General features: G+C 70.7%; 23 protein-coding genes. 14 read left to right on the top strand and 9 right to left on the bottom strand.

What is annotated here, in order from left to right:
- The first annotated feature begins 39 nt into the window (after window positions 1–39).
- The 8 genes from MQE23_RS05545 to MQE23_RS05510 are packed head-to-tail and all read left to right on the top strand — an operon-like array spanning window position 40 to window position 8,307.
- Complete coding sequence (locus tag MQE23_RS05545; protein WP_020275589.1) at window positions 40–390, top strand: NADH-quinone oxidoreductase subunit A; 351 nt, start codon at window positions 40–42, stop codon at window positions 388–390.
- Window positions 381–1,679 (top strand): hypothetical protein, encoded by a 1,299-nt coding sequence (locus MQE23_RS05540; RefSeq protein ID WP_243378428.1) that lies wholly within the window; start codon window positions 381–383, stop codon window positions 1,677–1,679. The genes MQE23_RS05545 and MQE23_RS05540 overlap by 10 nt, the downstream gene beginning before the upstream one ends.
- Entirely contained in the window at window positions 1,672–2,616 is a 945-nt protein-coding gene (locus MQE23_RS05535; protein WP_020275587.1) for an NADH-quinone oxidoreductase subunit H, read from the top strand. Before MQE23_RS05540 ends, MQE23_RS05535 begins: the two co-directional genes overlap by 8 nt.
- Window positions 2,617–2,629: 13 nt before the next feature.
- Complete coding sequence (locus MQE23_RS05530) at window positions 2,630–3,193, top strand: NADH-quinone oxidoreductase subunit J (protein WP_243382506.1); 564 nt, start codon at window positions 2,630–2,632, stop codon at window positions 3,191–3,193.
- Complete coding sequence (gene nuoK / locus MQE23_RS05525; protein WP_020275585.1) at window positions 3,190–3,495, top strand: NADH-quinone oxidoreductase subunit NuoK; 306 nt, start codon at window positions 3,190–3,192, stop codon at window positions 3,493–3,495. The genes MQE23_RS05530 and nuoK overlap by 4 nt, the downstream gene beginning before the upstream one ends.
- Window positions 3,492–5,366 carry a proton-conducting transporter membrane subunit gene (locus MQE23_RS05520; RefSeq protein WP_243378427.1) on the top strand — a complete coding sequence of 625 codons (1,875 nt, stop codon included), beginning with the start codon at window positions 3,492–3,494 and terminating at the stop codon, window positions 5,364–5,366. The genes nuoK and MQE23_RS05520 overlap by 4 nt, the downstream gene beginning before the upstream one ends.
- A gap of 5 nt (window positions 5,367–5,371) precedes the next feature.
- Window positions 5,372–6,880 carry an NADH-quinone oxidoreductase subunit M gene (locus tag MQE23_RS05515; RefSeq protein WP_243378426.1) on the top strand — a complete coding sequence of 503 codons (1,509 nt, stop codon included), beginning with the start codon at window positions 5,372–5,374 and terminating at the stop codon, window positions 6,878–6,880.
- 5 nt (window positions 6,881–6,885) lie between these two features.
- Window positions 6,886–8,307, top strand: a complete 1,422-nt coding sequence (locus MQE23_RS05510; RefSeq protein WP_037671977.1) for an NADH-quinone oxidoreductase subunit N — start codon at window positions 6,886–6,888, stop codon at window positions 8,305–8,307.
- 43 nt (window positions 8,308–8,350) lie between these two features.
- On the opposite strand, the gene MQE23_RS05505 is transcribed toward MQE23_RS05510, so the two are convergent.
- Window positions 8,351–8,977 carry a TetR/AcrR family transcriptional regulator gene (locus MQE23_RS05505; RefSeq protein WP_037671962.1) on the bottom strand — a complete coding sequence of 209 codons (627 nt, stop codon included), beginning with the start codon at window positions 8,975–8,977 and terminating at the stop codon, window positions 8,351–8,353.
- A 127-nt stretch (window positions 8,978–9,104) separates the two neighbouring features.
- Here MQE23_RS05505 and MQE23_RS05500 point away from each other — a divergent pair, with 127 nt between their 5' ends.
- From MQE23_RS05500 to MQE23_RS05480, 5 genes are all read left to right on the top strand, one after another.
- Entirely contained in the window at window positions 9,105–9,518 is a 414-nt protein-coding gene (locus tag MQE23_RS05500; RefSeq protein WP_243378425.1) for a nuclear transport factor 2 family protein, read from the top strand.
- 255 nt (window positions 9,519–9,773) lie between these two features.
- Window positions 9,774–10,040, top strand: a complete 267-nt coding sequence (locus MQE23_RS05495; RefSeq protein WP_020275579.1) for a DUF1772 domain-containing protein — start codon at window positions 9,774–9,776, stop codon at window positions 10,038–10,040.
- A gap of 134 nt (window positions 10,041–10,174) precedes the next feature.
- Window positions 10,175–10,636 carry a hypothetical protein gene (locus tag MQE23_RS05490; RefSeq protein ID WP_020275578.1) on the top strand — a complete coding sequence of 154 codons (462 nt, stop codon included), beginning with the start codon at window positions 10,175–10,177 and terminating at the stop codon, window positions 10,634–10,636.
- A gap of 87 nt (window positions 10,637–10,723) precedes the next feature.
- Window positions 10,724–11,410 carry a DUF305 domain-containing protein gene (locus MQE23_RS05485; RefSeq protein WP_243378424.1) on the top strand — a complete coding sequence of 229 codons (687 nt, stop codon included), beginning with the start codon at window positions 10,724–10,726 and terminating at the stop codon, window positions 11,408–11,410.
- Window positions 11,411–11,541: 131 nt separating this feature from the next.
- Window positions 11,542–12,408 (top strand): F510_1955 family glycosylhydrolase, encoded by an 867-nt coding sequence (locus MQE23_RS05480; RefSeq protein WP_243378423.1) that lies wholly within the window; start codon window positions 11,542–11,544, stop codon window positions 12,406–12,408.
- A gap of 14 nt (window positions 12,409–12,422) precedes the next feature.
- Here MQE23_RS05480 and MQE23_RS05475 read toward each other — a convergent pair whose 3' ends face one another.
- The 4 genes from MQE23_RS05475 to MQE23_RS05460 form a co-directional block, all read right to left on the bottom strand.
- On the bottom strand, window positions 12,423–13,319 hold the full coding sequence (locus tag MQE23_RS05475) for a DUF5134 domain-containing protein (protein ID WP_243378422.1): 897 nt from the start codon (window positions 13,317–13,319) through the stop codon (window positions 12,423–12,425).
- A gap of 172 nt (window positions 13,320–13,491) precedes the next feature.
- Window positions 13,492–15,375 (bottom strand): KedN5 family methylcobalamin-dependent radical SAM C-methyltransferase, encoded by a 1,884-nt coding sequence (locus tag MQE23_RS05470; RefSeq protein ID WP_243378421.1) that lies wholly within the window; start codon window positions 15,373–15,375, stop codon window positions 13,492–13,494.
- An 82-nt stretch (window positions 15,376–15,457) separates the two neighbouring features.
- Window positions 15,458–16,066: a LysE family transporter gene (locus tag MQE23_RS05465; RefSeq protein WP_020275571.1), complete on the bottom strand. Its 609-nt coding sequence runs from the start codon at window positions 16,064–16,066 to the stop codon at window positions 15,458–15,460.
- A gap of 3 nt (window positions 16,067–16,069) precedes the next feature.
- The gene (locus MQE23_RS05460; RefSeq protein ID WP_243378420.1) at window positions 16,070–16,834 is read right to left on the bottom strand and encodes a phenylalanine--tRNA ligase beta subunit-related protein; all 765 of its coding nucleotides are present in this window, start codon (window positions 16,832–16,834) and stop codon (window positions 16,070–16,072) included.
- Window positions 16,835–17,234: 400 nt separating this feature from the next.
- Between MQE23_RS05460 and MQE23_RS05455 the strand changes: the two genes are divergently transcribed.
- Window positions 17,235–20,369, top strand: coding sequence for a BTAD domain-containing putative transcriptional regulator (locus MQE23_RS05455; RefSeq protein ID WP_243378419.1), 3,135 nt, complete (start codon window positions 17,235–17,237; stop codon window positions 20,367–20,369).
- On the opposite strand, the gene MQE23_RS05450 is transcribed toward MQE23_RS05455, so the two are convergent.
- The 4 genes from MQE23_RS05450 to MQE23_RS05435 all read right to left on the bottom strand — a co-directional run bounded on the left by MQE23_RS05450 (window position 20,350) and on the right by MQE23_RS05435 (window position 23,904).
- Window positions 20,350–21,141 (bottom strand): ABC transporter permease, encoded by a 792-nt coding sequence (locus tag MQE23_RS05450; RefSeq protein ID WP_020275568.1) that lies wholly within the window; start codon window positions 21,139–21,141, stop codon window positions 20,350–20,352. The genes MQE23_RS05455 and MQE23_RS05450 overlap by 20 nt on opposite strands.
- Entirely contained in the window at window positions 21,138–22,109 is a 972-nt protein-coding gene (locus tag MQE23_RS05445) for an ATP-binding cassette domain-containing protein (protein ID WP_020275567.1), read from the bottom strand. Before MQE23_RS05445 ends, MQE23_RS05450 begins: the two co-directional genes overlap by 4 nt.
- A gap of 68 nt (window positions 22,110–22,177) precedes the next feature.
- Window positions 22,178–22,939, bottom strand: a complete 762-nt coding sequence (locus MQE23_RS05440) for a ZIP family zinc transporter (protein WP_243378418.1) — start codon at window positions 22,937–22,939, stop codon at window positions 22,178–22,180.
- A 104-nt stretch (window positions 22,940–23,043) separates the two neighbouring features.
- Window positions 23,044–23,904 carry a 3-hydroxybutyryl-CoA dehydrogenase gene (locus MQE23_RS05435; RefSeq protein ID WP_037671955.1) on the bottom strand — a complete coding sequence of 287 codons (861 nt, stop codon included), beginning with the start codon at window positions 23,902–23,904 and terminating at the stop codon, window positions 23,044–23,046.
- Window positions 23,905–23,923 lie beyond the last annotated feature (19 nt).

Genomic DNA, 23,923 nt, shown 5'->3' with positions numbered 1-23,923 from the left:
CCATGAGCGGTAGGACGCCGAGCAGGGAGGTCGGGTGGGATGGACGCATGGCAGCCGATGCTGGTCCTCCTCGGTGTGGTCGGGGCCGGGCTGGCCGGCCTGTACGGGCTGGGCCTGTGGCTGGCGGCGGCGCGGGCTCCCCTCGAAAGCGGCCCCTTCGCCGGAGGCCTCGAGCCCGGCGAGCACGCCGTGTCCCGGTTCCATGTGCGCTGGTACCCGGTCACCATGATCTTTCTGGCCTTCGACATGGAGATGCTCTTCATGTATCCGTGGGTGAAGGTCGTCTCGGAGGTGGGCACCACGGCCGTCGTGGAGATGTTCCTCTTCCTCGGCATCCTGTTCGCGGCGGTGGCGTACGCCTGGCGCGAGGGGGCTCTGAGGTGGACCTGAGGGGCCTCGTGCGGCGTACGGCGATGAACCGCCCGGCGGTGCTCACGGTCGCGCTGCCCGGAGCGACGGAACTCCGGCTGGAGGCCGAGGCGGAGGTACGGCGGCGGGGGTGGCCCGTCGTCGGCGCTCCAGCCGCCGCGGATCTGCTGGTCGTCTGCGGCGTCCCGGCGCCGGAGCACGCGGAGTGGCTGGACCGCATGGAGCGGTCGATGCCGGAGCCCGCCGTGCGCATCGTGGTGGGGGAGAGCGGGCAGGTCGCACACGCCCTCGGCATGGCGCGCGGGGACCTGACCGACAGAGCGGTGACTCCGCGCGGCGGACATGTGGACGACCGGTCCGAGGCCCAGGCGGGCGAGCATGGCGACCATGAGCACGGCGAGCACGAGGGGCACGGACCCCACCAACCCGCCGACCATGCGGCGCACATGGACCATACGGATCACCAAGGGCATGGCGGCCATATGGATCACTCGGGTCATGACATGCACGCCATGGAAGTGGCAGGCCTGCCGATGGCCGAACGGGGGGACGACCGGGACGAGTTGCGGCTCGACCAGCTTCACGTGCCCTTCGGTCCCGGGCTGAGCGACTGGCCGGCGGGGCTCGTTCTCCGTCTCACCCTGCAAGGAGACGTCGTACAGGACGTCGAGGTGGACCACCTCCCCGTGGCGTCCGGCCCTCGACCGCCGTTCTGGGACGAGCCGTGGCTGCGGGCCGCCCACGGCGAGGAGGTCACCAGGGGAGACGCGGTACGCCGACGCTGTGCCGCGCATCTGGACAGTGCGGGACGGCTCCTCGCCGTCGTCGGCTGGGACGACATCGCCGTGCGGTGCCGTCGGCTGCGGGACGAGCTGCTGTCGGGGGCGTCGCGCGAGGGGATCGGCGGCGCTCTGCGCAGGACGGTGCGCAGAGTCGGGCGGTCCAGGGCCCTGCGCTGGTCGATCGCCGGACTGGGGGAGTTGCCGGCGGACAGGGCGCGGGCGGCCGGAGTGACCGGACCGGCGCTCGCCGCGGACGGGGACGCGTACGACCGGCTGCTGATGTGGCTGAACGAGGCCGAGCGCGGCCTCGAAGGGCTCGACGACACACGGCCGTTGGCGCCGGACGACCGGACCGGGCCACGTGGCCGGCTGGACGGGCCGCAGCCGCCGTCGCAGGCGTTGCTCGACGTCCTCGCCGAACTCCTGACCGGTGCCGAGTTCGCCTGCGCACGGATCATCGTGGCCAGCCTGGACCCCGACCTCGACGAACTCACCCTCGCGCCCGTGCCCGGAGCGGCCCATGCCTGACGCAGCGCCCCTGTGGGCGGCCGTCGTCCTTCCCGCCGCCCTGGCCGTGGCCGCCGTGGTCACCGCCGGGTTCGACGCGGTGCTGTCCGGGTCGGCCGAGCGTGGTCCCGCCGGGAGTCTCCGGGAGGCCGGGCTGCGGGCGACGGCCCCGTTGCGCGAGGCCCTGCGGCTGCTCGTTCAGCAGCCACGCCGTACGACGGCCGCCGACCGGCTGCTCGGAAGGCTGGGCGTGGTGCTGGTCCCGGTGGCCGCCGTGCTCGCGGGTGCCGTACTGCCGTGGGGCTCGCGTGCCGTGAGCGATCCGTCCGTCGGCATCGTGTGGTTCAACGCGATGGAGGCCCTGGCCTGGGCGGCGGTATGGCTCGCGGGCTGGGGAGCGAACTCGGCGCTGTCACTGATCGGCGGGTACCGGTTCCTCGCGCAGGGGCTGGCGTACGAACTTCCGCACATGTTCGCGATCACCACCGCCGCCCTCGGCGCCGAGTCCCTGCGGGTCGGGGACGTGGTCGCGGCCCAGGACGGACTGTGGTTCGCGGTGTGGATGCCGGCCGCGTTCGTCGTCTATCTGCTGAGCGCGCTCGCGATGGCGTTCTGGGGGCCGTTCGAGCATCCGCTGGCGCGGGACACGGCCGGTGGGGCCGCCGCCGAGCTGGCGGGTGTGGACCGGCTGGTGTTCCTGGGCGGGCGGTGGCTGCTGCTCGTGGTGACCGCCGGCTTCAGCGTGCCGCTGTTCCTCGGCGGAGGGCACGGACCGCTGCTGCCGGGCTGGGCGTGGACGTTGCTGAAGACGGCGGCGGTGCTGGCGCTGCTGGTCGCCGGGCGCCGGCTGCTGCCCACGCTGCGGATGGAGCGGTACATGGAGTTGGCGTGGATGGTGCTGGTGCCGCTGACGCTGCTTCAGGCGCTGTTCGTGGCCGTCGTCGTCCTGAACCGATGAGGAGGTGAGGGCCCTGCTCGACGACGTGATCTTCTGGGTGCTGGCCCTGCTGGCGGTGGCCGGTGGCGTCATGGTGTTCCGGTTCGACTCCATGGCCCGGGCCACGTACGCGCTGCTGACCTCGCTGCTGTGCGTGGGCGGCGAGGTGCTGCTGCTCGGGCTGGACTACCTCGGGGTCGTGATCGTGCTGATGATGACCATCGAGATGGCCATCATGGCCGTGTTCATGGTGATGTACATGATGAATCCGGCCGGGCTCATGCCCATGACCATGCTCCACAACAAGCAGGGCGCGGCCGCGATCTGCGCGGTGGTCTTCGCCGTACTCGCCGCGGGGATCCTGCTCGCCCCGTGGCCGTCCCGGCGCGGCAGGCCGCCGGACGATCCCACCATGGATCTGGGCCTGTCGCTGATGGGGCCTCAGATGCTCACCATGATGACCCTGGGGCTCGCCCTGTTCGCCACCATCGTCGCGACCGTCGTCCTGGCCACCCGCCGGGGCCGCTACGACCGCTTCGGCGACGACTTGAAAGCGCGCAGGGCCGACGACCCGGTACGGGGAGGGACGGGCCGATGAGCCTGGAGCTGTTCCTGCTGCTCGCCGCCGCGCTGTTCAGTATCGGCCTGTTCGGCGCGCTCACCCAGCAGTCGATCGTGATGCTCATGATGGGGCTCGAACTGATGCTGGGCGGCATCATCGTCGGCGCCGCCGCCGTCTGGCACTACATCGCCCCGGCCGCTGCCGACGGGCAGGTGCTGGTGGTCCTCGCGGTCACCGTGATGGCGGTGGAGATGGCCATCGGGTTCGCCGTGGTCACGGCGCTCTTCCGGGCTCGTGAGGTCGACATGACCGACATGGCGGCGGAGCTGAAGGAGTGAGCGCGCTGCTGTGGGCGCTCGTCGCGCTGCCGCTGACCGTGGGGACACTGCTCGCGGTCGCAGGCCGCCCGGCGGAGCGGTACGCCCCTGGTGTCGCAGTCGGCACGGCCGTCGCCGCGCTCGGCATCGCCGTCGCCGTGGCGTTCGGGCACCCGCGGGTCGAGGCCCCGCTGCTCGAAGGGCTTCCCGCCGGGCTCGCGGTCGACGGGTTGTCGGGCTTCATGGTCGTGACCGTCACGGCGGTGACCGCGGCCGTCCTCCTGTTCAGCGTCGCGGACATCGGACCCGGCGAGGCACGCGCCCGCTTCTTCGGGCTGATGCTGCTGTTCGGCGGCGCGATGCTGACCACGGTCACCGCGACCACGCTTCCGGTCCTGCTGATGGCGTGGGAGGTCATGGGCGCCACCTCCTGGGCGCTGATCGGCTACTGGTGGCGCGACCCCGAGCGCGGCGCTGCCGCCGACACGGCCTTCCTCACCACCCGCGCCGCCGACCTCGGCCTCTACCTCGCCGCCGGAGCGGCGCTGGCGAGCGGGCAGGCCGGTTCCCTCGCCCTCGACGACCTCGCGGACGCGACCGGCGCCTGGTCCGCGGTCATCACGGCCGGTGTCATCGCGGCCGCGTTCGGCAAGTCGGCCCAGCTGCCGTTCAGCTTCTGGCTGTCCAGGGCCATGCAGGGACCCAGCCCGGTCTCCGCCCTGCTGCACTCGGCGACCATGGTCGTGGCCGGGGCGTATCTGCTGCTCCGGTTGGAACCGCTGCTCGCGCAGTCCGGTTGGGGCGGACAGGTGGTGGCGTGGACGGGTGCGGTGACGGCGGTGCTGCTCGGCCTGGTCGCCGTGGCGCAGACCGACCTCAAGCAACTGCTCGCCGCATCGACCTGTGCCCAGATCGGCTTCATGGTGCTCGCCGCCGGGGCCGGCGCGGTCACCGGCGGAACTCTGCAGCTGATCGCCCATGCCGCCGCGAAGAGCCTCGCCTTCCTCGTCGCGGGCGCCTGGCTGACGTCCCTCGGCGCCAAGGCGCTGCCCGCCCTGGGCGGTGCGGCCCGGCGCCACCGTACGGCCGGGGTCACCTTCACCGTCGCGGCCCTGGCTCTGGCGGGGGTGCCGCCGCTGTCCCTGTGGGCGGCCAAGGACGTAGTCCTCGCGGGCGCCCTCGAGGACAACGCGGCGCTGTACGTGGTCGGGTTGGCCGGTGCGGTGATCTCGGCGGTCTACAGCGCGAAGGCCCTGTGGTTCGTCTGGCAGCCCGTTGCCGTATCGGACGACCGTGAGCAGCCGCAGCCGCAGCCGCAGCCGCAATCGCTGCCCAATGCCGCCCGGCTGCCGCTCGCGACACTCGCCGTCGCCTGCGTCGCGCTGACCGTCACGTCCTTCCCGCCCGTACGGGACGCGGTGGAGCGGGTGCTCGGCGGCGCGCCACAACCGGCCCCACACACATGGGAGTTCGCCCTGTCCGGCGCGCTCGCGGTGGCCGTCTCGGCCGCGGTCTGGATCCGCGGTCCGCAACTCCTCGCCCTGCCCGGCCGGATCACCGCCCTGGCGTCGGATTGGCTTGGCCTGGAGACCGCCGCGCGCACGCTCAGCGTGCACCCGGTCCTGCGCCTCGCCGACGCGCTCGCCGTCTTCGACGACCGGGTGCTGGACCGCGCCGCCGAAGGCACCGCCCGCGGCTCGGTCCGGCTGGCCCGATGGACCAACGCCCAGGCGGAACGGCTCGTCGACGGCACCGTGGAGAGCGTGGCCGGCGGCGCCCGCGCGCTCGGCCGTTGGGCGCGCCGACCGCAGACCGGCCAACTGCACCAGTACCTCGCCCAGGCGGTCGCCGCCTTCACCGTCCTCGCCGTCGTCCTCGTCCTCGTGAGGTGACCGCCGTGCTCACGGCCATCGTCCTGCTCCCGACCGCCGTGGCGGCCCTCCTGCTGTGCCTGCCGCGCAGCGCGCCCCGCCCCCTGTTCCCGACGGCCTGGGTCGCGACCACCGCCGCCGAACTGGCCCTGACGGTGATGGTCTGGGCGGGATACCGGGCCGACGGCGGCATCCAGTACGAGACGCGTGCCCGCTGGATCCCCAGCGCCGGCATCAGCTACCACGTCGGCGTCGACGGACTGTCCCTGCCGCTGGTGGCCGTCACCTGCGTACTGTTCCTCGCCTGCGCGCTCTACGCGTGGCGCGAGACCCGGCGGGTCAGGGAGTTCGCGGCGCTGTTCCTCTTCCTGCAGACGACGTGCCTCGGCCTGTTCGTGGCCCTCGACCTGATCCTTTTCTTCGTCTTCTTCGACCTGTCCATCGTGGCGATGTACTTCGTCATCGCCGGGTGGGGACACAAGGGCGCCGCCCGCGCCGCGCTGAAGTTCTTCCTCTACACCTTCATCGGCTCCCTCGCCCTGCTGCTCGGCTTCATCGGCCTCTATCTGGCCGCCGACCCGCACACCTTCGACATCGTCGAACTCACGACTGCCAACCCCCTCGCCGGACGCTCCGCTTACGGCGCCCTGGTCCTCCTCGCCATCGCCGTCGGGCTGGCGGTGAAGACCCCCACCGTGCCCTTCCACACCTGGCTGCCCCCGGCCCACACCGACGCCCCCGCCGCCGGGTCGGCGATCCTCGCCGGCGTGCTGCTGAAGATGGGCACGTACGGCTTCCTGCGCATCGCCATACCCGTCCTGCCAGACGCCTGGCGCGACCACGCGCTCGTCTTCGTCGTCGTCGGCGTGGTCTCCGTGCTGTACGGAGCACTGGTCGCCCTCGCCCAGACCGACTTCAAGCGGATGGTCGCCTACACCTCCGTGAACCACATGGGCTACATCGTCCTGGCGATCGGCGCGGCCGGGGTCGTCGGCGCCGGCCAGGAGGAGGCCCGCCGCCTCGCCGTCACCGGCTCGGTCTTCCAGATGGTCAGCCACGGCCTGCTGACCGGCGCGCTGTTCCTGCTGTCCGGCGTGCTGTACGAGCGCGGGCGGACGTACGAGATGTCCGCGTACTCGGGTGTCGCCGGGCGGGCGCCCGTCTTCGCCGCGCTGACCGGCGTCGCCGCCTTCGCCTCGCTCGGGCTGCCGGGCTTCTCCGGCTTCATCGCCGAGTTCCAGATCCTCACCGGGAGCCTCGGGCCCGAGCCGGTCGCCACCGGCCTTGCCGTGCTCGGCATCCTGCTCACCGCGGGCCTGTTCCTGCGCGCACTGCAACAGATCTTCCTCGGGCCGCTGCGGCTGCCCGCCGCCGCGCCCGGTGCCGACCGGCCGTTCCCCGACATCCGCCGCCACGAAGGGCTCGCGATCGTCCCTCTGCTGGCCCTGGGAGTCGTCCTCGGCCTCGCTCCCCGGTTCGTCCTCGACGTCATCGAACCCGCCTCGCGCACCGTGCTGGAGCTGCTCGCGCGATGAACGAGATGACCGGGATGAACGAGAACCCCCTCGACCTCCTGCCCGAGGTGCTGCTCGCCGCCTCCGCCGTGCTCGGGCTGCTGCTCGGGGCCTGGCTGCCGCGCCGCCGCCAGTGGCTGACCGGGGCCCTGGCGGGCGCGGCCTGCACCGGCGGGATCGTGGCCGCCGCCATCGCCTCGGCCGGCCCGGTGGAGACGGCCTTCGGTGCGTCCTTCGCCATCGATCCGCTCACGGCCACCAGCAGGATCGTCATCCTGGGCGGCACCCTGCTCGTCCTCGCGCTCGCCATGCCGCGCCGGTACGGCGACCCGCGCGAGACCGAGTTCTACGTCCTCCTCCAGCTCGCCGCCGTGGGCGCGCTCGTCCTGGCCGGAGCCCAGGACCTGCTGCTCCTCGCCGCCGGCTACCTGCTGGCCGGCGTGCCCGGCTACGCGCTCGCCGGGTTCCGCAAGGACGGCCCCGGCACCGAGGCGGCCTTGAAGTACTACGTCGTCGGCGCGCTCCTCGGTGTCCTGATGCTCGCGGGCATCACCGTGCTGCTCGCCGCGGGCCGGGCGACGGCCTACCCCGTGCTCCGCTCCGAGCTCGCCCTGGCGCCGGCCGGACTGGTCGCGGTCGGCACGCTCGCCCTGCTCGCCGGTGTCCTGTTCAAGGCCGGAGGCGTGCCCGGCCACTTCTGGGTGCCGGACGCCGTCCAGGGCAGCTCGGCCCCGGTGGCCGCCTTCCTCACCACCATCCCGAAGATCGGCGCCCTGGCGGCCCTCTACCGGCTCGGCGTGGTGCCGCTGGCGGACGCCGACCTGCCCTGGGCCGGCCTGGTGGCGGTGCTCTCGGTCGCCTCCATGACCCTGGGCAACCTGGCGGCCTTCTTCCAACAGGACGTCAAACGGCTGCTCGCGTACTCCACCATCAGCCAGGTCGGCTATCTCCTGCTCCCCGTGGCCGTCGCCGGACGCACGGACCTCGACCAGGAGGCGCTGCTGTACTACCTGGCCGGGTACGCCCTGACCAACCTCGGGGCCTTCGCTGTCGTCTGTGCACTCCCCGGAGCGCACACCATCGACGACTACCGGGGCCTGGCACGGGCGCACCCAGCCCTGCTGGCCTCGCTCGTCGTCTGCCTGCTGGGCCTGGTGGGCACGCCCCCGACCGCCGTGTTCCTCGGCAAACTGGAAGCCTTCAGCGCGGCCTTCGACGGCGACTACGCCTGGCTGGCCGTCGTCGCGGCGGTCAACACCGTGGCCTCCCTCTTCTACTACCTGCGCTGGATCGCCCCGGCGTTCCTCACACGCGGACCCGCGGGTGACTCCCGTACGACGTCACGGACGGCCGCTGTGATCGCCTACGGTGCGGCGGCCGGATCCGTCGTTCTGGGACTGCTCGGAGGGACCGTCCTCGACGCACTGGGCGGTCCGCTCGCGCCCTGACCGCCTGCACAGAAGCGATCGGCCTGGACGCTGCTCGGAGGCGCTAAGCCCTGTCTGGCCGATCATGTGAGTCGGGTCGTCCTTCCGCGGCGCCGAGGACCCGGAGGACGGTCGTGCGGAGCGCGGTCTCGGCCTCGGTGGTCGTCATGCGGCCGGAACCGACCTCGTCTCCCGCCGCATGTCCCAGGGCGACCGTCATGGCCACCAGCCAGCGCGGAGGCAGCCCCGGTGCGAACTCACCTGCCCGCTGACCCCGTTCGACGAGACGGGCCAGCCGCTCGGTGACAGGCTCGTGGCGTGCCCGCTCCCCGCCCCCCGGCATGCCGGTCGGAGCCGCTTGGAGCAGCGGCGCGTTGTCCTCGAACGACCGCCAGGAGGCGTCGAGAAACCTCAGAAGCGCGGCTCTGGCCGGTCCTTCATCGAGTGCGGCGGCGTCCATCGCGGCGACGGCGTCCTCGCTGATTCGGTCGACGGCGGCCACGAGGAGTACGTCGCGCGACGAGAAATGGGCGTAGACCGTCTGCCGAGTCACCCCCGCCGCCGCGGCGATGGCCTCCATGCCCGCATCCGGGCGCTGTCGCAACAGGCGGACCGCCGCGTCGAGGATGGCGGCTCTGCTGCGCTCGGCATCGGCGCGGCGCCGACGGCGTGGTTCTCCCGAGGAAGTCATCTCTTACAGCCTTGTCTAAGTTATCGAGAAGCTTATACCTTACAAGCCTGTCAAAGATTGTGATCGGACTGTGGCCTCTCCGTCCTGCCCTTCCCCGCCCCCGCCGTCCTGACCAGATCGGAGCGTCATGGAGCCCTTCGCCAACACCGCGCCTGAGCGGTTCATCTCGGACTTCTTCACCTCTCTCACCGAGTCCACGGTCCGGGGGGACACACCGGAATCGGTGATGGCCCGCCACTTCACGCCGGACATCGTTCAGATCAGCGACGGGATCCGACTCGAACACAACCGGCTCCTCGCCCATCTGCGACCGGTGCGCAAGAACGTGGTCGGCTGGCGGTTCGAGGTGCACGAAGCCATCGCGGACGGTAACCGGATCGCCGCCAGGCTCACGATCCACGCGCGGATGCGCAAGGGCGGCGCCACCGCAACCGAGGTGCACCTCCTCGGGGAGTTCACCGACGACGGACGCATGCGCCGGGCCCACCAGCTCACCCGAGCCCTCACCCCGGCACCGGCCGATGCGGGCGGGCAAGCCTGATGCCCGCCCGACCCGAACTCGCCCCTCCGTGCACCCGTCCACCACAGCCCACGCGGGTCCGGCTCATTCAGGGACTCTCCCTGCTGTCCACCGGTCTGCTCGCCGGCGCGTTCGGCTACGGCGCCGCCAACCTCGTCCCCACGTTCAACTCCGTGCCCATCGGAATGCGGCTCGATTTCCACACCGAGTTGATGAGGGTGAACGGGATCACCGTGCAGGGCGCGATGGCGGTCTCGCAGTTCCCTCACCCTTGCCGTGCTGACCCGCGCCCGGGCCCGCGCCCTCGCAGGTGTGGCGTGCACCCTGACCCTGGCGTCTTTCCTGATCACCCGGTTCGGGAACGTCCCGATCAACGGCCGTATCAAGCAGTGGGCAGCCACCGCTCCGCCGGCCGACCATGCGGAGATCCTGCGCCGCTGGGAGCTGTTCAACAACGCCCGCACGCTCACCGCCGTCGCCGCCTTCGTGATCCTTGTCGTCCTCGCCCTCGGGCCGACTGCCTCCGGCCGGCGACGGGTCTGAGAACGGGCGATGGCGGTGCCGAGGCAGGCGTTGCCACGTTGTCGTACTGGGCGGCCTCCGCCCGGTCCTGCCGCGCAGTGCCAAGCGACTTAGTAGTATCCCCGGTAGGTCGAGTACGGAGGGCAGGCTTGAGCATGAGCGGGCGGCTGCGCGCAGGTGGGGCCTTCGGGTACCTCCTGCTGGTCGTCATGCTCACCTTGGGCGTGTTCGCCATGCACACGATGGGCCACCCAGAAGGTTCCTCCGGGCACGGCATGAGCGGCGCGATCCCTGCTGCCGCAGGTGCGCACCAGGACGGCATGGCCCAGAAGGGCGCAGCCTCTGAGCCCTCGGCCGAGCCGCAGGTGGCGGCCGAGCACGGGACAGCGGCATCGGCCGCCAAGTCGCCGGTGCACGAACTCCCGGGCGGCATGGACCCGATGTCCGTGTGCTTGGCGGTTCTCACCGCGGGGCTGCTCGGGCTGTTTCTCCATGCGCTGGTGGTCCGCCGGCAAGAGCGGCTGACTGCCCTTCTCGCTCGATCGATGGCCTTGGCGCGCCCCGTAACTCCGCCGCCGAGACCGCTCCTCTCCGAGTTGTCAGTTCTGCGGATATAGGCCGAACCGTCGCGCGGCCCATTCAGCGCTGCCCGCGCAGACGCGTATTCCGCACAGACAGAACCGACGACAAGAGGTATTCCGCACATGACTGCCTACAAGCACGCCCTCAACCGCCGCCTGAGTCGCCGTCTCGCGGTGGTGGGCGCCGTCACAGCGGGCGGGCTGCTGCTCGCCGCCTGCGGTGGGAACGACATGGAGGGCATGGACCACGGGAGCGGCAACTCCGCCTCCGCCTCCGCCTCGCCCACCCGGGCGACGGGTGAGAACCCGGCGCCCGGCGCGTCCAACGACGCGGACGTCATGTTCGCGCAGATGATGATCCCGCACCACCAGCAGGCGCTGGAGATGTCCGAGCTCGCGGACGGCCGCGCCTCCGACGCGGAGATCAAGACCCTGGCCGCGGAGATCGAAAAGGCCCAGGACCCCGAGATCCAGACCATGAAGTCCTGGCTGAAGGGCTGGGGCAAGCCGGTGTCCGCCGGGGAGAGCATGCCCGGCATGGATCACGGGTCCGGCGGCATGGACCACGGGTCCGGGATGTCGGGAATGATGTCCGACGCGGACATGAAGAAGCTCGAGGCTGCCAAGGGCACCGAGTTCGACCGGATGTTCGCGGAGATGATGATCGAGCACCACAAGGGCGCGATCACCATGGCGGAGGACGAGCAGAAGAACGGCCGCAACGCCACGGCCAAGAAGCTCGCCGCCGACGTCGTGAAGACCCAGTCCGCCGAGGTCGAGAAGTTCGAGAAGATCCTCGACCGGCTCTGATCCGCATCACCCACTGACCGCTCAGGGCTCCGAGGGGCGCACCCGAGGAGCCCGGGCGGTCACCTCCCCGTGCCGGCAGGACCGTGATCGGCGGTCGCCGCTCCAGTGCACCAGTACGCCCCCGAGGAATCATGAACAAGCGCCCTGCCACCGTGGCAGCCACTGCCCTGGCTCTCGCCCTCACACTGGCCGCATGCTCCGGCAACGGAGACAGCGCGGACTCGAACGGCTCGTCCGCTGCCCCCGGGACGACCGTGAGCCACATCCACGGTCTCGGTCTCGACCCCGCCGACCAGCACCTCTACGTCGCCACCCACGAAGGCGTCTACACCCCCGACGCCAAGGGAGAGCCTCAGCTGGTGGGCGACAGCAAGGACGACTTCATGGGCTTCACCGTGGCCGGCGACAAGACGTTCTACGCCAGCGGCCACCCGACCTCCGGCGGCAACAAGGGGCTCATCAGGAGCACCGACGCGGGCGAGACCTGGGAAGCACTGTCCCTGTCCGGCGAGTCCGACTTCCACGCCCTGGAATCCGCCCACGGCACCGTCTACGGCTACGACTCCACCAACGGCCTGGTGCGCACGACCAAGGACGGCGTCTCCTGGAGGGAGGGGGCCCGGCTGGAAGCTCTGGACATAGCGGTCAGCCCCACCGACCCCCGCGTCGTCCTGGCCACCACCGCCGAAGGAGTCGCCCGCAGCAGCGACGGCGGAAAGACCTTCGCCCCGGGCAAGGAGCCGGTGATGGCTTTCCTCACCTGGACCGCGAAGGACGGCCTCTACGGCATCGACACCTCCGGCGGCCTCAACCGCAGCACGGACGGCGGCACCACATGGAAGAAGGTCTCCACCGTGCCGGGCGGCCGGCCACAGGCACTCACCGCCGTCGGCGCCGAGCATGTCCTTGCCGCCACTCAAGCCGGGGTGTTCGAGTCGAAGGACGGCGGCAGGACGTTCAAGAAGCGCCTCGCGGTCACGTCGACCGGCGGTCACTGATCCGCGACGAGCCGTCAGGCGGCCATCATGACGAGCATGGCGCACATCGTGCCGCCCATGCCGATGTGGGCCAGCAGCGCCGCGCTCGGTGACGTACCCGGCGGGCGACGGCGGCTCCGTTGGCCCGCTGCCGCGTGGGCCCGGCGCTTGTCGCCTCCCGGCCGTGCCCTGTCCCAGACGGAGATGGCCAAGGACGCGGCGAACACCACGATCGCGTCGGGCAGGGCGAGGAGCCGCCGCGCCCAGCGGCCCTTGCCCACGGCGCGGCCCGCACCCGCCGGCCGGTCGGTGCCACGGAGCCGTGCCCACACGGCCGCGACGATCGAGAGCAGGAAGTACACGGCGAGGGCGAGCAGGACGGCACGCCACACAGCAGCGGAGTCTCCCGACGCGGAGCTGTGGGCGGCGCCGGCCGTCATGTCGTGACCGGCCATCCCCGAGGAGTGGTCCATGCCCTGCATCCCGGCCATGCCCGCCGTCCCCGCGGTGTCGGACGCGTGCCCGTGCCCATGAGCCATGCCGGCCATCGAGTGCCCGCCCAACGCGAGGACCGGCGCGGAGTCGGAACCCGGCATGGCGAGCGTCATGATCACCATGGCGGCGCTGCCGATGATGTGATGCGCCCAGCGGCGGCCGTGTCGCCAGCCGTGCAGCCGAACATGGCGTACGGACAGGGCCACGCCACCCAGGCCGACGGCGCTGAACACCGTCACCCACCACAGGCTGTGGTCCCCGAAGCCGACCGCCGTCATGGGCAGGAACATCGCGGCCATGCCGCCGGCCATGACGAGATCGCCTCCGGCCGCGAACCGGGCCTCTCTGCTGCCGGCGGCGGCCAGCCGCGCCGTGCTCACGACGGCCACGAATGCGGCGACCGCCGCCAGCGTCCAGTTCAGGGCCGGACTTCCCATTGCTGCCCTCCGCCTCGACCATCGTCGCCGGCGCCCTGTGTCGCGGGCCCGTCGACTTCCGTCGTCCCCTGGCTGTCATCTACGGATGTCCTTAGTACGTAGGGGTTCCAAGAGGTGTTCAGCTGAGGCTGTGAGAGCGCGTGAGACGACGGAGCCCCGCGGTGTGCTCTGGTCAGGCGTGTACCAGGCGTTCGGCGCGGGTGAAGTAGTGGGCGCCGGTCTCGTGGTTGTCCAAGTGCTGGTAGAAGCCGCTCATGCCACGAAACACGTAGACCGCCTCCTCCGCATCCGGCGAGGTGAGGTCCCCGGCCGCGATCCGGTCGAGCAGCTCTGCCATCGGGTAGGAGAAGGAGACCTCCTCGCTGATGTACTCGCCGTCGGCCTCGGTCCAGCCGTCGGGCCGCTCGGTGCCTGGGGGCTGGTAGACGGGACGGCTCCAGCGTTCGAAGGCGTACATCTGCGTTCCCGCGTCCCTCCAGTCCTCCGGGAACCTCGGCACGATCGACTGCGACCACCACCGCTCGATCTCCCGGTCCAGCAGAGGGTCGCTGTACAGCATGCGATGACCGGAGGCGACGGCCGGTGATTCGGCGATGACCGGGAAGCTGTCGCGGAAGGCGGCGACCGAGGGATGGTCCGACGCGTCGATCCAGTCCAGCAGACTGTGGATGACCTGCGACTGGGTCATCCCGGCGAGCCGCCGTGCCGGGTGCCACAGCCGCTTGAAGTACTGGTTCTCCCCGAGGATCCGCGCCAGGTACATGAAGCGCTGCATGCGGAGGTTCTCGTCGAAGGTGGAGGTACGGTTCGCGAGGACGTACTCGAAGTCGTCGGACTGCCCGCGGACGGTGACGAAGCCGTGGATGTCACGCTGTTCGCTGTAGTCGGTGTTCGGCAGGAGCAACAGCGGATAGACGGCGATCCTGGGAACCTTCTCCGCCAGCTTGTCGTAGCCCTGGAAGAAGGACTCGGTCGTTTCGCCGGGGGCGCCCCAGATGAGTTCGACGAACGCCTCCATCTCCTCCTCGGCCAGCCAGTCGGTGAGTTCCTCCCACTGGTTGAGCTTCATGTTGCGGCGCCGCATGTCGGTCAGCGCCTGATCGGAGAGCGTCTGCAGGGCCAAGGTGAACGAACTCTTGAATCCGCGTTCCTTGAGCGTACGAACGATGCGGTGGAATCGCTCTGACTTGTTCTTGGCCCAGTTGGCTTCCAGCGCGATGGGGAAGCCGTACTTCTCGTTCATGCGGAGGAGGTCCTCGGTGAACTCCTCGTCGGCCTGCAGCATGCCGAAGTTGGCGTCGCACAGGAAGACCGTGGGCACCTCGTGATAGCCGAACATGTCCAGTTCGGCGGCGAGCCGCTCACGTGAGAAGGAGCGCACGCGTTGACCGGTGGCGCCACCCCAGTAGCAGAAGGAGCACTTGTAGGGGCAACCGCGGTTCGTCTCCAGGAGAGCGAACTCATAGGGGAAATGCCCATCGCGGTCGAGGAGCGGTATCGCTCCGGTGAGGAACGGTGACGGAATGACGTCCAGATCGTCGATCCGCTCGCGCTCGCCGGTCGTGACACAACCACCGTCCTCCGGAGAGCGGAAGGACAGGCCGGCGATGTCGGCAAGGGGCGGTTCACGACGGTCGGCGAGGAGGGCGGCGGTCAGGTCCCGGAAGGTCAGCTCACCTTCACCGTTGACGACGACGTCGACGGACGGGCACTCGCGGAACACCTTCTGGCCCTGGTTGCTGACATGGTTACCGCCGAAGACGGTCACGCCGTCCGGCTTGAGCTGTTTGTGGAGTTCGGCGAGGCAGGCGAAGTTGCGGTAGTTCCAGCCGAGCACGGAGAAGGCGAGGACATCGGGTATGTCGCCGTCACCGAAGATCATGCGAGCCATCTGCGTGATGGACCAGCCGCCGCGCAGGTTGTGGATGCGTACATCGGTCTCGGGCCCGAGGTCCGGGTCGGCGTCCAGTACCGCCTTCATGTAGCCGGCAGCCAGTGGCATGGAGTCGATGGGCAGATCCCAGGCGCTCTGCTGTACTAAGCCGATCTTGAGCATGACGCGATTCCCTTCGAGTGCGGGGCAGGGAGAGCCGGCCGCGACGCTTACAGGGGCGAGCGCGGCCGCGTAGAAGGACGAATCATGAGCGGAGGAGTTCACCCAGGAAGAGGGCGGCGAAAACGAGCATGAGAGTGCCGGATCCACGGTCGATCCACACCCGCCGCTGAGGCGTCAGCCAGCGTCTCAGCGTCGAAGCGCCGAGAGCGAGGAGGGTGAACCAGAGCCAGGAGGCACTGACCGTCCCCGCGGCGAAGATCGGGCGGTGATCCGGAGCCTGGGCAGCGATGGCCACACCGAGGATGCCGACCACGTCCAGGACAGCGTGGGGGTTGAAGACGGTGACCGAGGTGCATTGCGCAACGACACGGCGCCAACGCATCTCGGGCGGTGTGGACTGGTCGAAGTCCTCTGGGCGCGACCGGAACGACTTCACCGCCAGGTACGTCAGGAACACCACGCCGGCGGCCAGGAGGAAGGACTTGATCCCGGGGACGCGGTTGAGCACCGCTGAGGTCCCGGCACCGCCAAGAGAGATGAGGACGGTGTCGCAGACCCCGGCGGCCACGACCGCCACGAACACCCGTGGTACGCCGAAGGTGAAGCCCTGGTTGATGAGGAAGATGTTCTGCGGCCCGATGGGCGTGATCATGGCGAGGCCGAGTAGCATCCCGGCGAAGTAGGCATCCACGGATCAGCGCGTCGGCACCCAGGTCACCGTCGTTTCCTGTGCCGGGTCGAAGGTGTGGAGCGTGACGGACGAGGCATGAGGAGCCACGCGGTCCGCGAGCTCCCGTTGGGCCTCTTCCAGTACGTCCGGGGCGATCACGGGCGAAATCCCTTCCAGAAACAGCACGGCATCGACAGTGTTCTCCGTGACCTTGGTGTTGTCGGCGTCCCGGTGATTCCAATGGCGCGTCAGCACCTGATGGCCATCGGCGTACACGATCTCGCCGGGCACGGGCCTCTCGCGTTCCTCGGGCTGCCCGAGAGGAATGTGCTCATCACCCGGCCGCGCTTGCCGCAGGGTGAAGCCATATCGGATGTGATTCAGGTCGTAGCCGCCGGTGGGCAGCGTGTAACGCAATGAGACGAGGTTGCAGGTGTCGACGAGAGGTGAAATCCGCGGCAGCCTTCCGGACTTGGCCAGTCGCCGCCCCAGCGCATCGACGCTCGGCCGCATCCGCCGCGGGTTGGTCCCGAAACTGCGGAGCAGGTCGTGCCAGGCGGCAATGGCCGGATGGTCCTCACCGGGCATCTGCCGTCGACCGGCTCTCACCTCGGCTTCCAGCTCGGTCAGTTCCGATTCCGTCTCCGGCCACGATCCGGAGTTGTCCAGGCCGAGGGCCACGACGACGGCGGTGTGGCACTCCGGGTAGCGGGCAGCAACCTCCGGTGCGATCGAGAGGCGCAAACAGCGTTCGGTTCTCGCGAACTGACTCGTGACAGCGTCAGGCATGGGGGGAGATTTTCCTAGTCTTCCTGCGGTACCGGTGCGTAGGTGGGGCCTGCGCCGTTGAAGGCCGGCACGGGTGGCTTCGTGCCCTGACAACGCGTGAAAGCAGCCGTTGTCACGTCAGCGCCTGCACATCAGGCGTGGCTCACAGCGCACGTCCTCGTGGGACATGGCCAAGGGACTGCCGCCGCCCTTTTGGGGCGTCACGTATGCGAAGCGTGTCCAGGACATCAAGTCCAGCCCGGAGCTCGCCCCGCATGCAATCGGTGGCCTCAAGGATGGCGTGTTCCTTGTGTGGTGTGGCTGAACTGATGCGCGACCAGTGCCAAGGAGGACGCGAGTTGGCCTCGACCTCCGAGATGATCCGGATGGCGGTGGCGGGCACCTTGGCTAACCTGCACGCGTGACCACCGACCTGACCCTCCTGCCGCGTGTCGCCCATCGCGGACAGGAGATCACCGCCCCCCGGCTCCGCGGCCTCCTCGCGCTGCTCGCCGGCGACTTGCGCACGGGCTGCAGCACCGAGCGCCTGGTGGCGGGGTTGTGGCCGGACGAGTTGCCGGAGCGGCCGGCGAAAGCGGTGCAGGTCCTCGTGTCCAGGGCGCGGGCGCAGCTGGGCGCCGATGCCATCGCCGGCACGCCGGCCGGATACCGGCTCACCCTCGCCGAGGACCAGGTCGACAGCTCCGCGCTGCTGCTGCACGCCGCTGCCGGCGCGGAACGGGCCAGGGCCGGGGACCACGCGGGATCGCTGGCCGCGGCCGAGGCCGGGCTCGCACTGTGGGAGGGCACTCCTGACGAGGCGTACGACACCGACGACCCTGTAGCCGCCCTGCGCACCGAGCGCGCCCCCGTCCGCGGCACTCTCCTACGCGCGCGGGCGCTCGCGCTCGCCCGCCTCGGACGGCACGCGGAGGCGGCCGGGCCGCTGGCCGTGGCCGCTGCGGAGCATCCGCGCGACGAGGAGGTGCTCGTCGAGCTGCTGCGCTGCGAGGCGGCGACGGCGGGTCCGTCCACCGCGCTGATGCGGTACGAGGCCTACCGCCGGGAACTCCGCGACGAGTTGGGCACGGATCCAGGCGCCGCGCTCAAGGCCGTACAGCGGGAACTGCTGCGCGGCGAGGCACCTGTGGTCCGGCACGGCGTGCCGCACGAGCCGAACCCGCTCCTCGGCCGGGACGAGGACATCGCGGCGGTGCAGCGGCTGCTGAGCGCCTCCCGCGCCGTCAACGTCGTCGGCCCCGGCGGCCTCGGCAAGACCCGGCTCGCCCACGCCGTCAGCCGCCGGGCCGAGCAACGCGTAGTGTACTTCGTGCCGCTCGCCGGCGTCACGGTGGACGAGGACGTGGCCGCGGAGGTGGCCTCCGCGCTCGGCGCGGGCGAGAGGCGGCCCGGCGTCGTGAGCGGCCACGCCTCGGCCGACCCGGTGTCCGGCATCCTCGGCGTGCTCGGCTCCGGGCCCGCTCTGCTGGTCCTCGACAACTGCGAGCAGGTCATCCGGGGCGCCGCCGACCTCGTACAGGCCCTGCTCTCGTCCTCCGAGGACCTGCGGGTGCTGGCCACCAGCCGGGCCCCGTTGGGCCTCACGTCGGAAGCGGTGTACGCGCTGCCGGAACTCCGTCCGGACACCTCGGCCGAGCTGTTCACGCAGCGGGCCCGGGCAGCCCGGCCCGGCGTGGAACTGCCGCCGGACGAAGTGTCCGAGCTGTGCCGCCACCTCGACGGGCTGCCGCTCGCCGTGGAGTTGGCCGCGGCGCGGGTGCGGGTCATGTCGGTGCCGGAGATCGCCCGCCGCCTCGGCGACCGGTTCGCGCTGCTGCGCGGCGGGGCACGGGACGTTCCGGAGCGCCACCGCACACTGCACGCGGTCGTGGGGTGGAGCTGGAACCTGCTCGACGACGAGGCCAGGGCGGCGATGCGCATGCTGTCCGTCTTCCCCGGTGGCTTCTCGGGCGAGGCGGCGGAGCGGGTGCTGGGCGAGGAGGCGCTGTTCCTGCTGGAGCAGCTGGCCGATCAGTCGCTGCTCACCGTCGGCGACACCCCGGCCGGCGCGCGGTTCAGGATGCTGGAGACCGTGCGGGAGTTCAGCGCGGCCCGGCGTGCCGAGGCGGGCGAGGAAGAGGAGGCCGTCAGCCGGTTCCTCGCCTGGGCGCGGGACTTCGGGGTCGCGTACCACGACTGGCTCTTCCGCTCCGAACCGCTGACCGCCTGGGAGCGGGTCAGGGCCGAGCAGGACAACCTCGTGCTGGCCCTGCGGCACGCCTTGGCCCGTACGGACGGCCCCACCACGGCCGCCCTCACCGCCGTCCTCGCCGCCCTGTGGTCCACCGGCTCCAACTACCCCCGCCTCACCGCCCTCGCCGCGGACACCGGCCGGCCGCTGTCGCACTACCATCCCGAGCCCGAACACGTCGAAGTCGCCCGCGCAGCCGCGGTGTTGTGCACGGCGAGTCTGTTCATGGGCTACGGCCCGCACGTCGTACGCCAGCTCGTCACGCTCCGTCGGCTGCCCCCGGCCCCACCGGACACGCTGCTGCGGGCCGTCGCGGTGGTGCTGGGCGCGATCCCGGAGATGCTGCCGCCCGACTACGAAGTGCTGCACCGGCTCTGCGAGAGCGAGCAGCCGCTGCTCGCCGGCATCGCGGAGTGCGTCGCCACCTACGTCTGGGAGTCGGAGCACGACATCGACCGTGCGCGCGCCTCGGCTCGGCGGATCATCGCCGCACTGACGCCGGTCGACAACCCGTTCCTCCAGGTCATGGGCCACGCCCGGCTGAGCGAGCTGTGCTTGCAGACGGAGCGGGGCGAGGAGGCGTACGGGCACCTCAGGGCGGCGCTCCGGGCGCTGCCTCGGCTCGGCGACGAGCACGACCTCATCGGCGTCCGCTGGGGCCTCGTCCTCGCCTGCCTGCAGCGCGGCGACCCCGACGAGGCCGAGTACTGGCTGCGGCAGGCACAGGGCGCCAACACCACGCAGCAGGAGGACTACAGCATGGACCTCCTCGGACGCGCCGAGATCGCGCTCGCGCGCGGACTGACGGAGGTCGGGCTCGGCTTGTGGCGCAGTGCCGTGCAGCCGCTGGCCGCAGCCGACTCGATGCCCGGCGGCGACCCCTTCTTCGACCGGTGGGTGCTGCAGACCCTGGCGGTGGCGGTGACGGCGCACGCGCACGCCGGCCGTCTCGAACTGGTCCCGGAGCCGGTCGACCGGCTGCGGAGGGGGCTGCGGACCCTGCTCTCCGGTCCGACCGGCTCTCCCATGGAACTCCCCGTGATCGGGACAGTGCTGCACGCCCTCGGTATGGCGGGGCTCGCCTCCGGCGACGCCGGTGCCGTACGGATGATCGCGCTGGCCGAACGGCTGCGGGTGCTGCGCGATTTCCAGCCGACGATGTCGGCGGACCGCGCCCGGAAGGCGGCCCAGGACGCCGACCGGGCGGCCTACGCCGACGCGGTGTCGGAGTACGCCGCCCTGGGGCGGGACGAGTTGCGGGAGGCGGCCCGCGCTGTCATGCCGGTTACTTCGGGTCGCGGTTGAACAGCGACGTCGACCAGCGGTAGCCGAGTGCGGTCAGGCCGACACACCAGGCGATCGCGATCCACCCGTTGTTGCCGATCTCGGTGCCGAGCAGCAGGCCGCGCAGGGTCTCGATGGCCGGCGTGAACGGCTGGTACTCGGCGATCGGCTGGAACCAGCCCGGGATCGCGTCGATGGGGACGAAGGCGCTCGAGATGAGCGGGAGGAGGATCAGCGGCGTCGCCATGTTGCTGGCCGCCTCGGGGTTCGGGCTGGCCATGCCCATCCCGACCGCGATCCAGGTGAGCGCCAGGGTGAACAGCGCGATCAGTCCGAACGCCGCCAGCCACTCCAGGGCCGTGGCGTCCCTGGACCTGAAGCCGATGGCCACGGCGATGGCACCGACGAGGACCAGACTGGCGAGCACCTGCAGCACGCTGCCGACGACGTGCCCGACGAGTACGGATCCGCGGTAGACCGCCATCGTACGGAAGCGGGCGATGAGGCCCTCGGTCATGTCCATGGAGACGGAGATCGCGGCCCCGATCACGGTGGAGCCGATGGTCATGATCAGCAGACCCGGGACGAGATAGGCGATGTAGTCGGAGCGGTCCGCGCCGCCGCCACCGATGCCCGCGCTCATCACGCCTCCGAAGACGTAGACGAAGAGCAACAGCAGCATGATCGGCGTGAGCAGCAGGTTCAGGGTCATGGACGGGTAGCGCCGTGCGTGCAGCAGGTTGCGGCGCAGCATGGTGTTCGAGTCGCGTACGGCGAGGGAGAGGGCACTCATCGGACGTTCTCCTTGGACTGGTTGGGGACCTTGGTGCCGCCGGTCAGGGCGAAGAACACGTCGTCGAGGTCGGGGGTGTGCACGGTCAGCTGGTCCGCCTCGACGCCGGCCGAGTCCAGCCAGTCGAGGATGGCCCGCAGCTCGCGCTGGCTGCCGTCGCTGGGGATCTGCAGCGACAGCGCCTCGTCGTCCCCGGTGGCCTCGCGCAGGGCGACGGCGGCGGACCGGTACGCGGCCGGGTCGGTGAACCGCAGCCGCACATGCCCGCCCGGAACGATCCGCTTCAGCTCGTCGGCGGTTCCCTCGGCGGCGAGCTTGCCGTCGCTCAGCACCGCGATGCGGTCGGCGAGCTCGTCGGCCTCTTCCAGATACTGGGTGGTGAGGAAGACGGTGACGCCGCCGGAGACCAACTCGCGGATGATCTGCCACATGTTGTGCCGGGAGCGCGGGTCGAGGCCCGTGGTCGGCTCGTCTAGGAAGATGATCCGCGGATCGCCGACCAGCGTCATGGCGATGTCGAGGCGGCGCTTCATGCCGCCCGAGTACGTGGAGACCGGCTTCTTCGCGGCCTCCACGAGGTCGAAGCGCTCCAGCAGTTCGGCGGTGGTACGGCGGCCCTCGCCGCGGGAGAGGTGGTGCAGGTCCGCCATGAGGAGCATGTTCTCCTCGCCGGTGATCAGGCCGTCGACGGCGGAGAACTGCCCGGTGACTCCGATCGCGGCCCGCACCGCCTGCGGCGCGGTGGCCAGGTCGTGGCCGCCGACGTGCAGTTCGCCGGCGTCGGCGGTGATGAGAGTGGAGAGGATCTTGACAGCGGTGGTCTTGCCGGCGCCGTTCGGGCCGAGGAGGGAGAAGACGGTGCCGGTCGGCACCGCCAGGTCGATGCCGTCGAGGACCGTCTTGTCTCCGTACGCCTTGCACAGCCCCTTGGCCGCGATGGCAAGTGAGCGGGATGTCGGTGTCGTCATGCCGCAGAGGTTGCGGCAGGGCGCATTCAGCGCGGTTTCAGGGTGCTTTCAGTGCCCTGAAACCGGCGTCAGGCGTGGGAGAGGGCGAAGGAGACGAGGAAGCCGCTGACGGTGATCAGTCCAATGGCCAGGTGGGCGTCGTCGAACGCCTCGGGGATCATCGTGTCGGCGATCATGGCGAGGATCGCCCCGGCCGCCACTGCGGTCACCGCGGCGATCACGGTGGGGGAGAAGGAACCGACCACCGTGTAACCGAGGACGGCCGACACCGTGCCGGCCGCGGCGATCGCCGCCCAGACGCCGAAGACGTACCCCTTGGTTCGGCCGGCCTTCTTCATCCCCGCCGAACTGGACAGTCCCTCGGGAACGTTGCTGATGAACACCGCGGCCACGGTCACGAGGCTGACCGCGCCGCCGTCGAGCAGGCTGACGCCGATGACTGCGGACTCCGGCACACCGTCGAGCAGGGCGCCGAGCGCGAGCGCCGTCCCGGATCCGCCCTGCTCGGTCTCCGACGGCTGCGCCTTCGCCTGATCGCGACCGGAGCGCTTGCGGTGGCGCGCACCCCGGCGGGCCAGCCACACGTTGCCCCCGGTGTAGGCCAAGGCACCGACGAGGGTGCCGACGGCAGCGGGAGCAAGCCCCGCCTGCTCGTACGCCTCCCCGACCAGCTCGAAGGACACCGCTGAGAGCAGCACTCCGGCCCCGAAGGCCATCACGATCGCGATCACCTTCTGCGGCACCCGCAGCCCGTACCCCAGCGCGGCACCGAGCAGCAGCGCCGAGCCCGCCACCAGCCCCCACAGTCCAGCCTGTACCACTTCAGCCATGCCGACGCGTCTACCCGTTCCGCTGCTGTTCTCGCTGCAGTGGGACGACGAAGGGAACTGGTGACCTGCCGGGCCTGAAGGCACGGGCCATGGCAGGGCGTCGTTCAGGCGTCGTAAGTGTGGAAGCCCCGGCCGCTCTTGCGGCCGAGGTGGCCTGCGGCGACCATGCGGCGCAGGAGGGCGGGCGGTGCGTACAGCGGCTCCTTGAACTCCTCGTACATCGACTCGGCCACGGCCTGGGCGGTGTCGAGGCCGATGAGGTCGAGGAGGCGCAACGGCCCCATGGGATGGGCGCATCCGAGTTCCATACCCCGGTCGATGTCCTCCGGCCGAGCGGAGCCCGACTCCACCATCCGTACCGCGCTGAGCAGGTAGGGCACGAGGAGGGCGTTGACGACGAAGCCGGAGCGGTCGGGCGCCTGGATGGCCTGTTTGCCCAGCTGCTCGGCGAAGCCGCGGGTGCGCCGCACGGTGTCCGCGCTGGTGGTGAGGGCGGGAATGAGCTCCACCAGCTGCTGCACGGGCACGGGGTTGAAGAAATGCATGCCGATGACCTGCGCGGGCCGCTCGGTGACGACGGCGAGATCGACGATGGGGATCGATGAGGTGTTGGTGGCCAGGACCGCCGTGGGGTCTTCGACCGCCTTGTCCAGGGTGCGCAGGACATCCGTCTTGATGTCGCGGTTCTCGGCAACCGCCTCGACGACGAACTGGCGGTCGGCCAGGTCGCTGAGGTCGTGGGTGAAGGAAAGCCTCGCGAGGGCCTGGTCCCGCTGCTCCTCGCTGAGCTTGCCGCGCCGTACGCCTCGGTCGAGCGAGGCGGTGAGCCGGCGGCGGCCTGCCTCCAGCGCGTCCGGCGTGGCCTCGGCGACTCGGACGTCGATGCCGCTGCGGGCCGCGACTTCTGCGATGCCGGAGCCCATGAGGCCGCAACCGACAACGCCGAGACGGGTGACGGGATCCATCTGAGGTCCTATCTGCTGA

It is taken from the genome of Streptomyces sp. HP-A2021 (assembly GCF_022807935.1).
In the GTDB taxonomy this organism is placed as follows: Bacteria; Actinomycetota; Actinomycetes; order Streptomycetales; family Streptomycetaceae; genus Streptomyces; species Streptomyces afghaniensis.
This window is presented reverse-complemented; position numbering and strand designations above follow the sequence as displayed.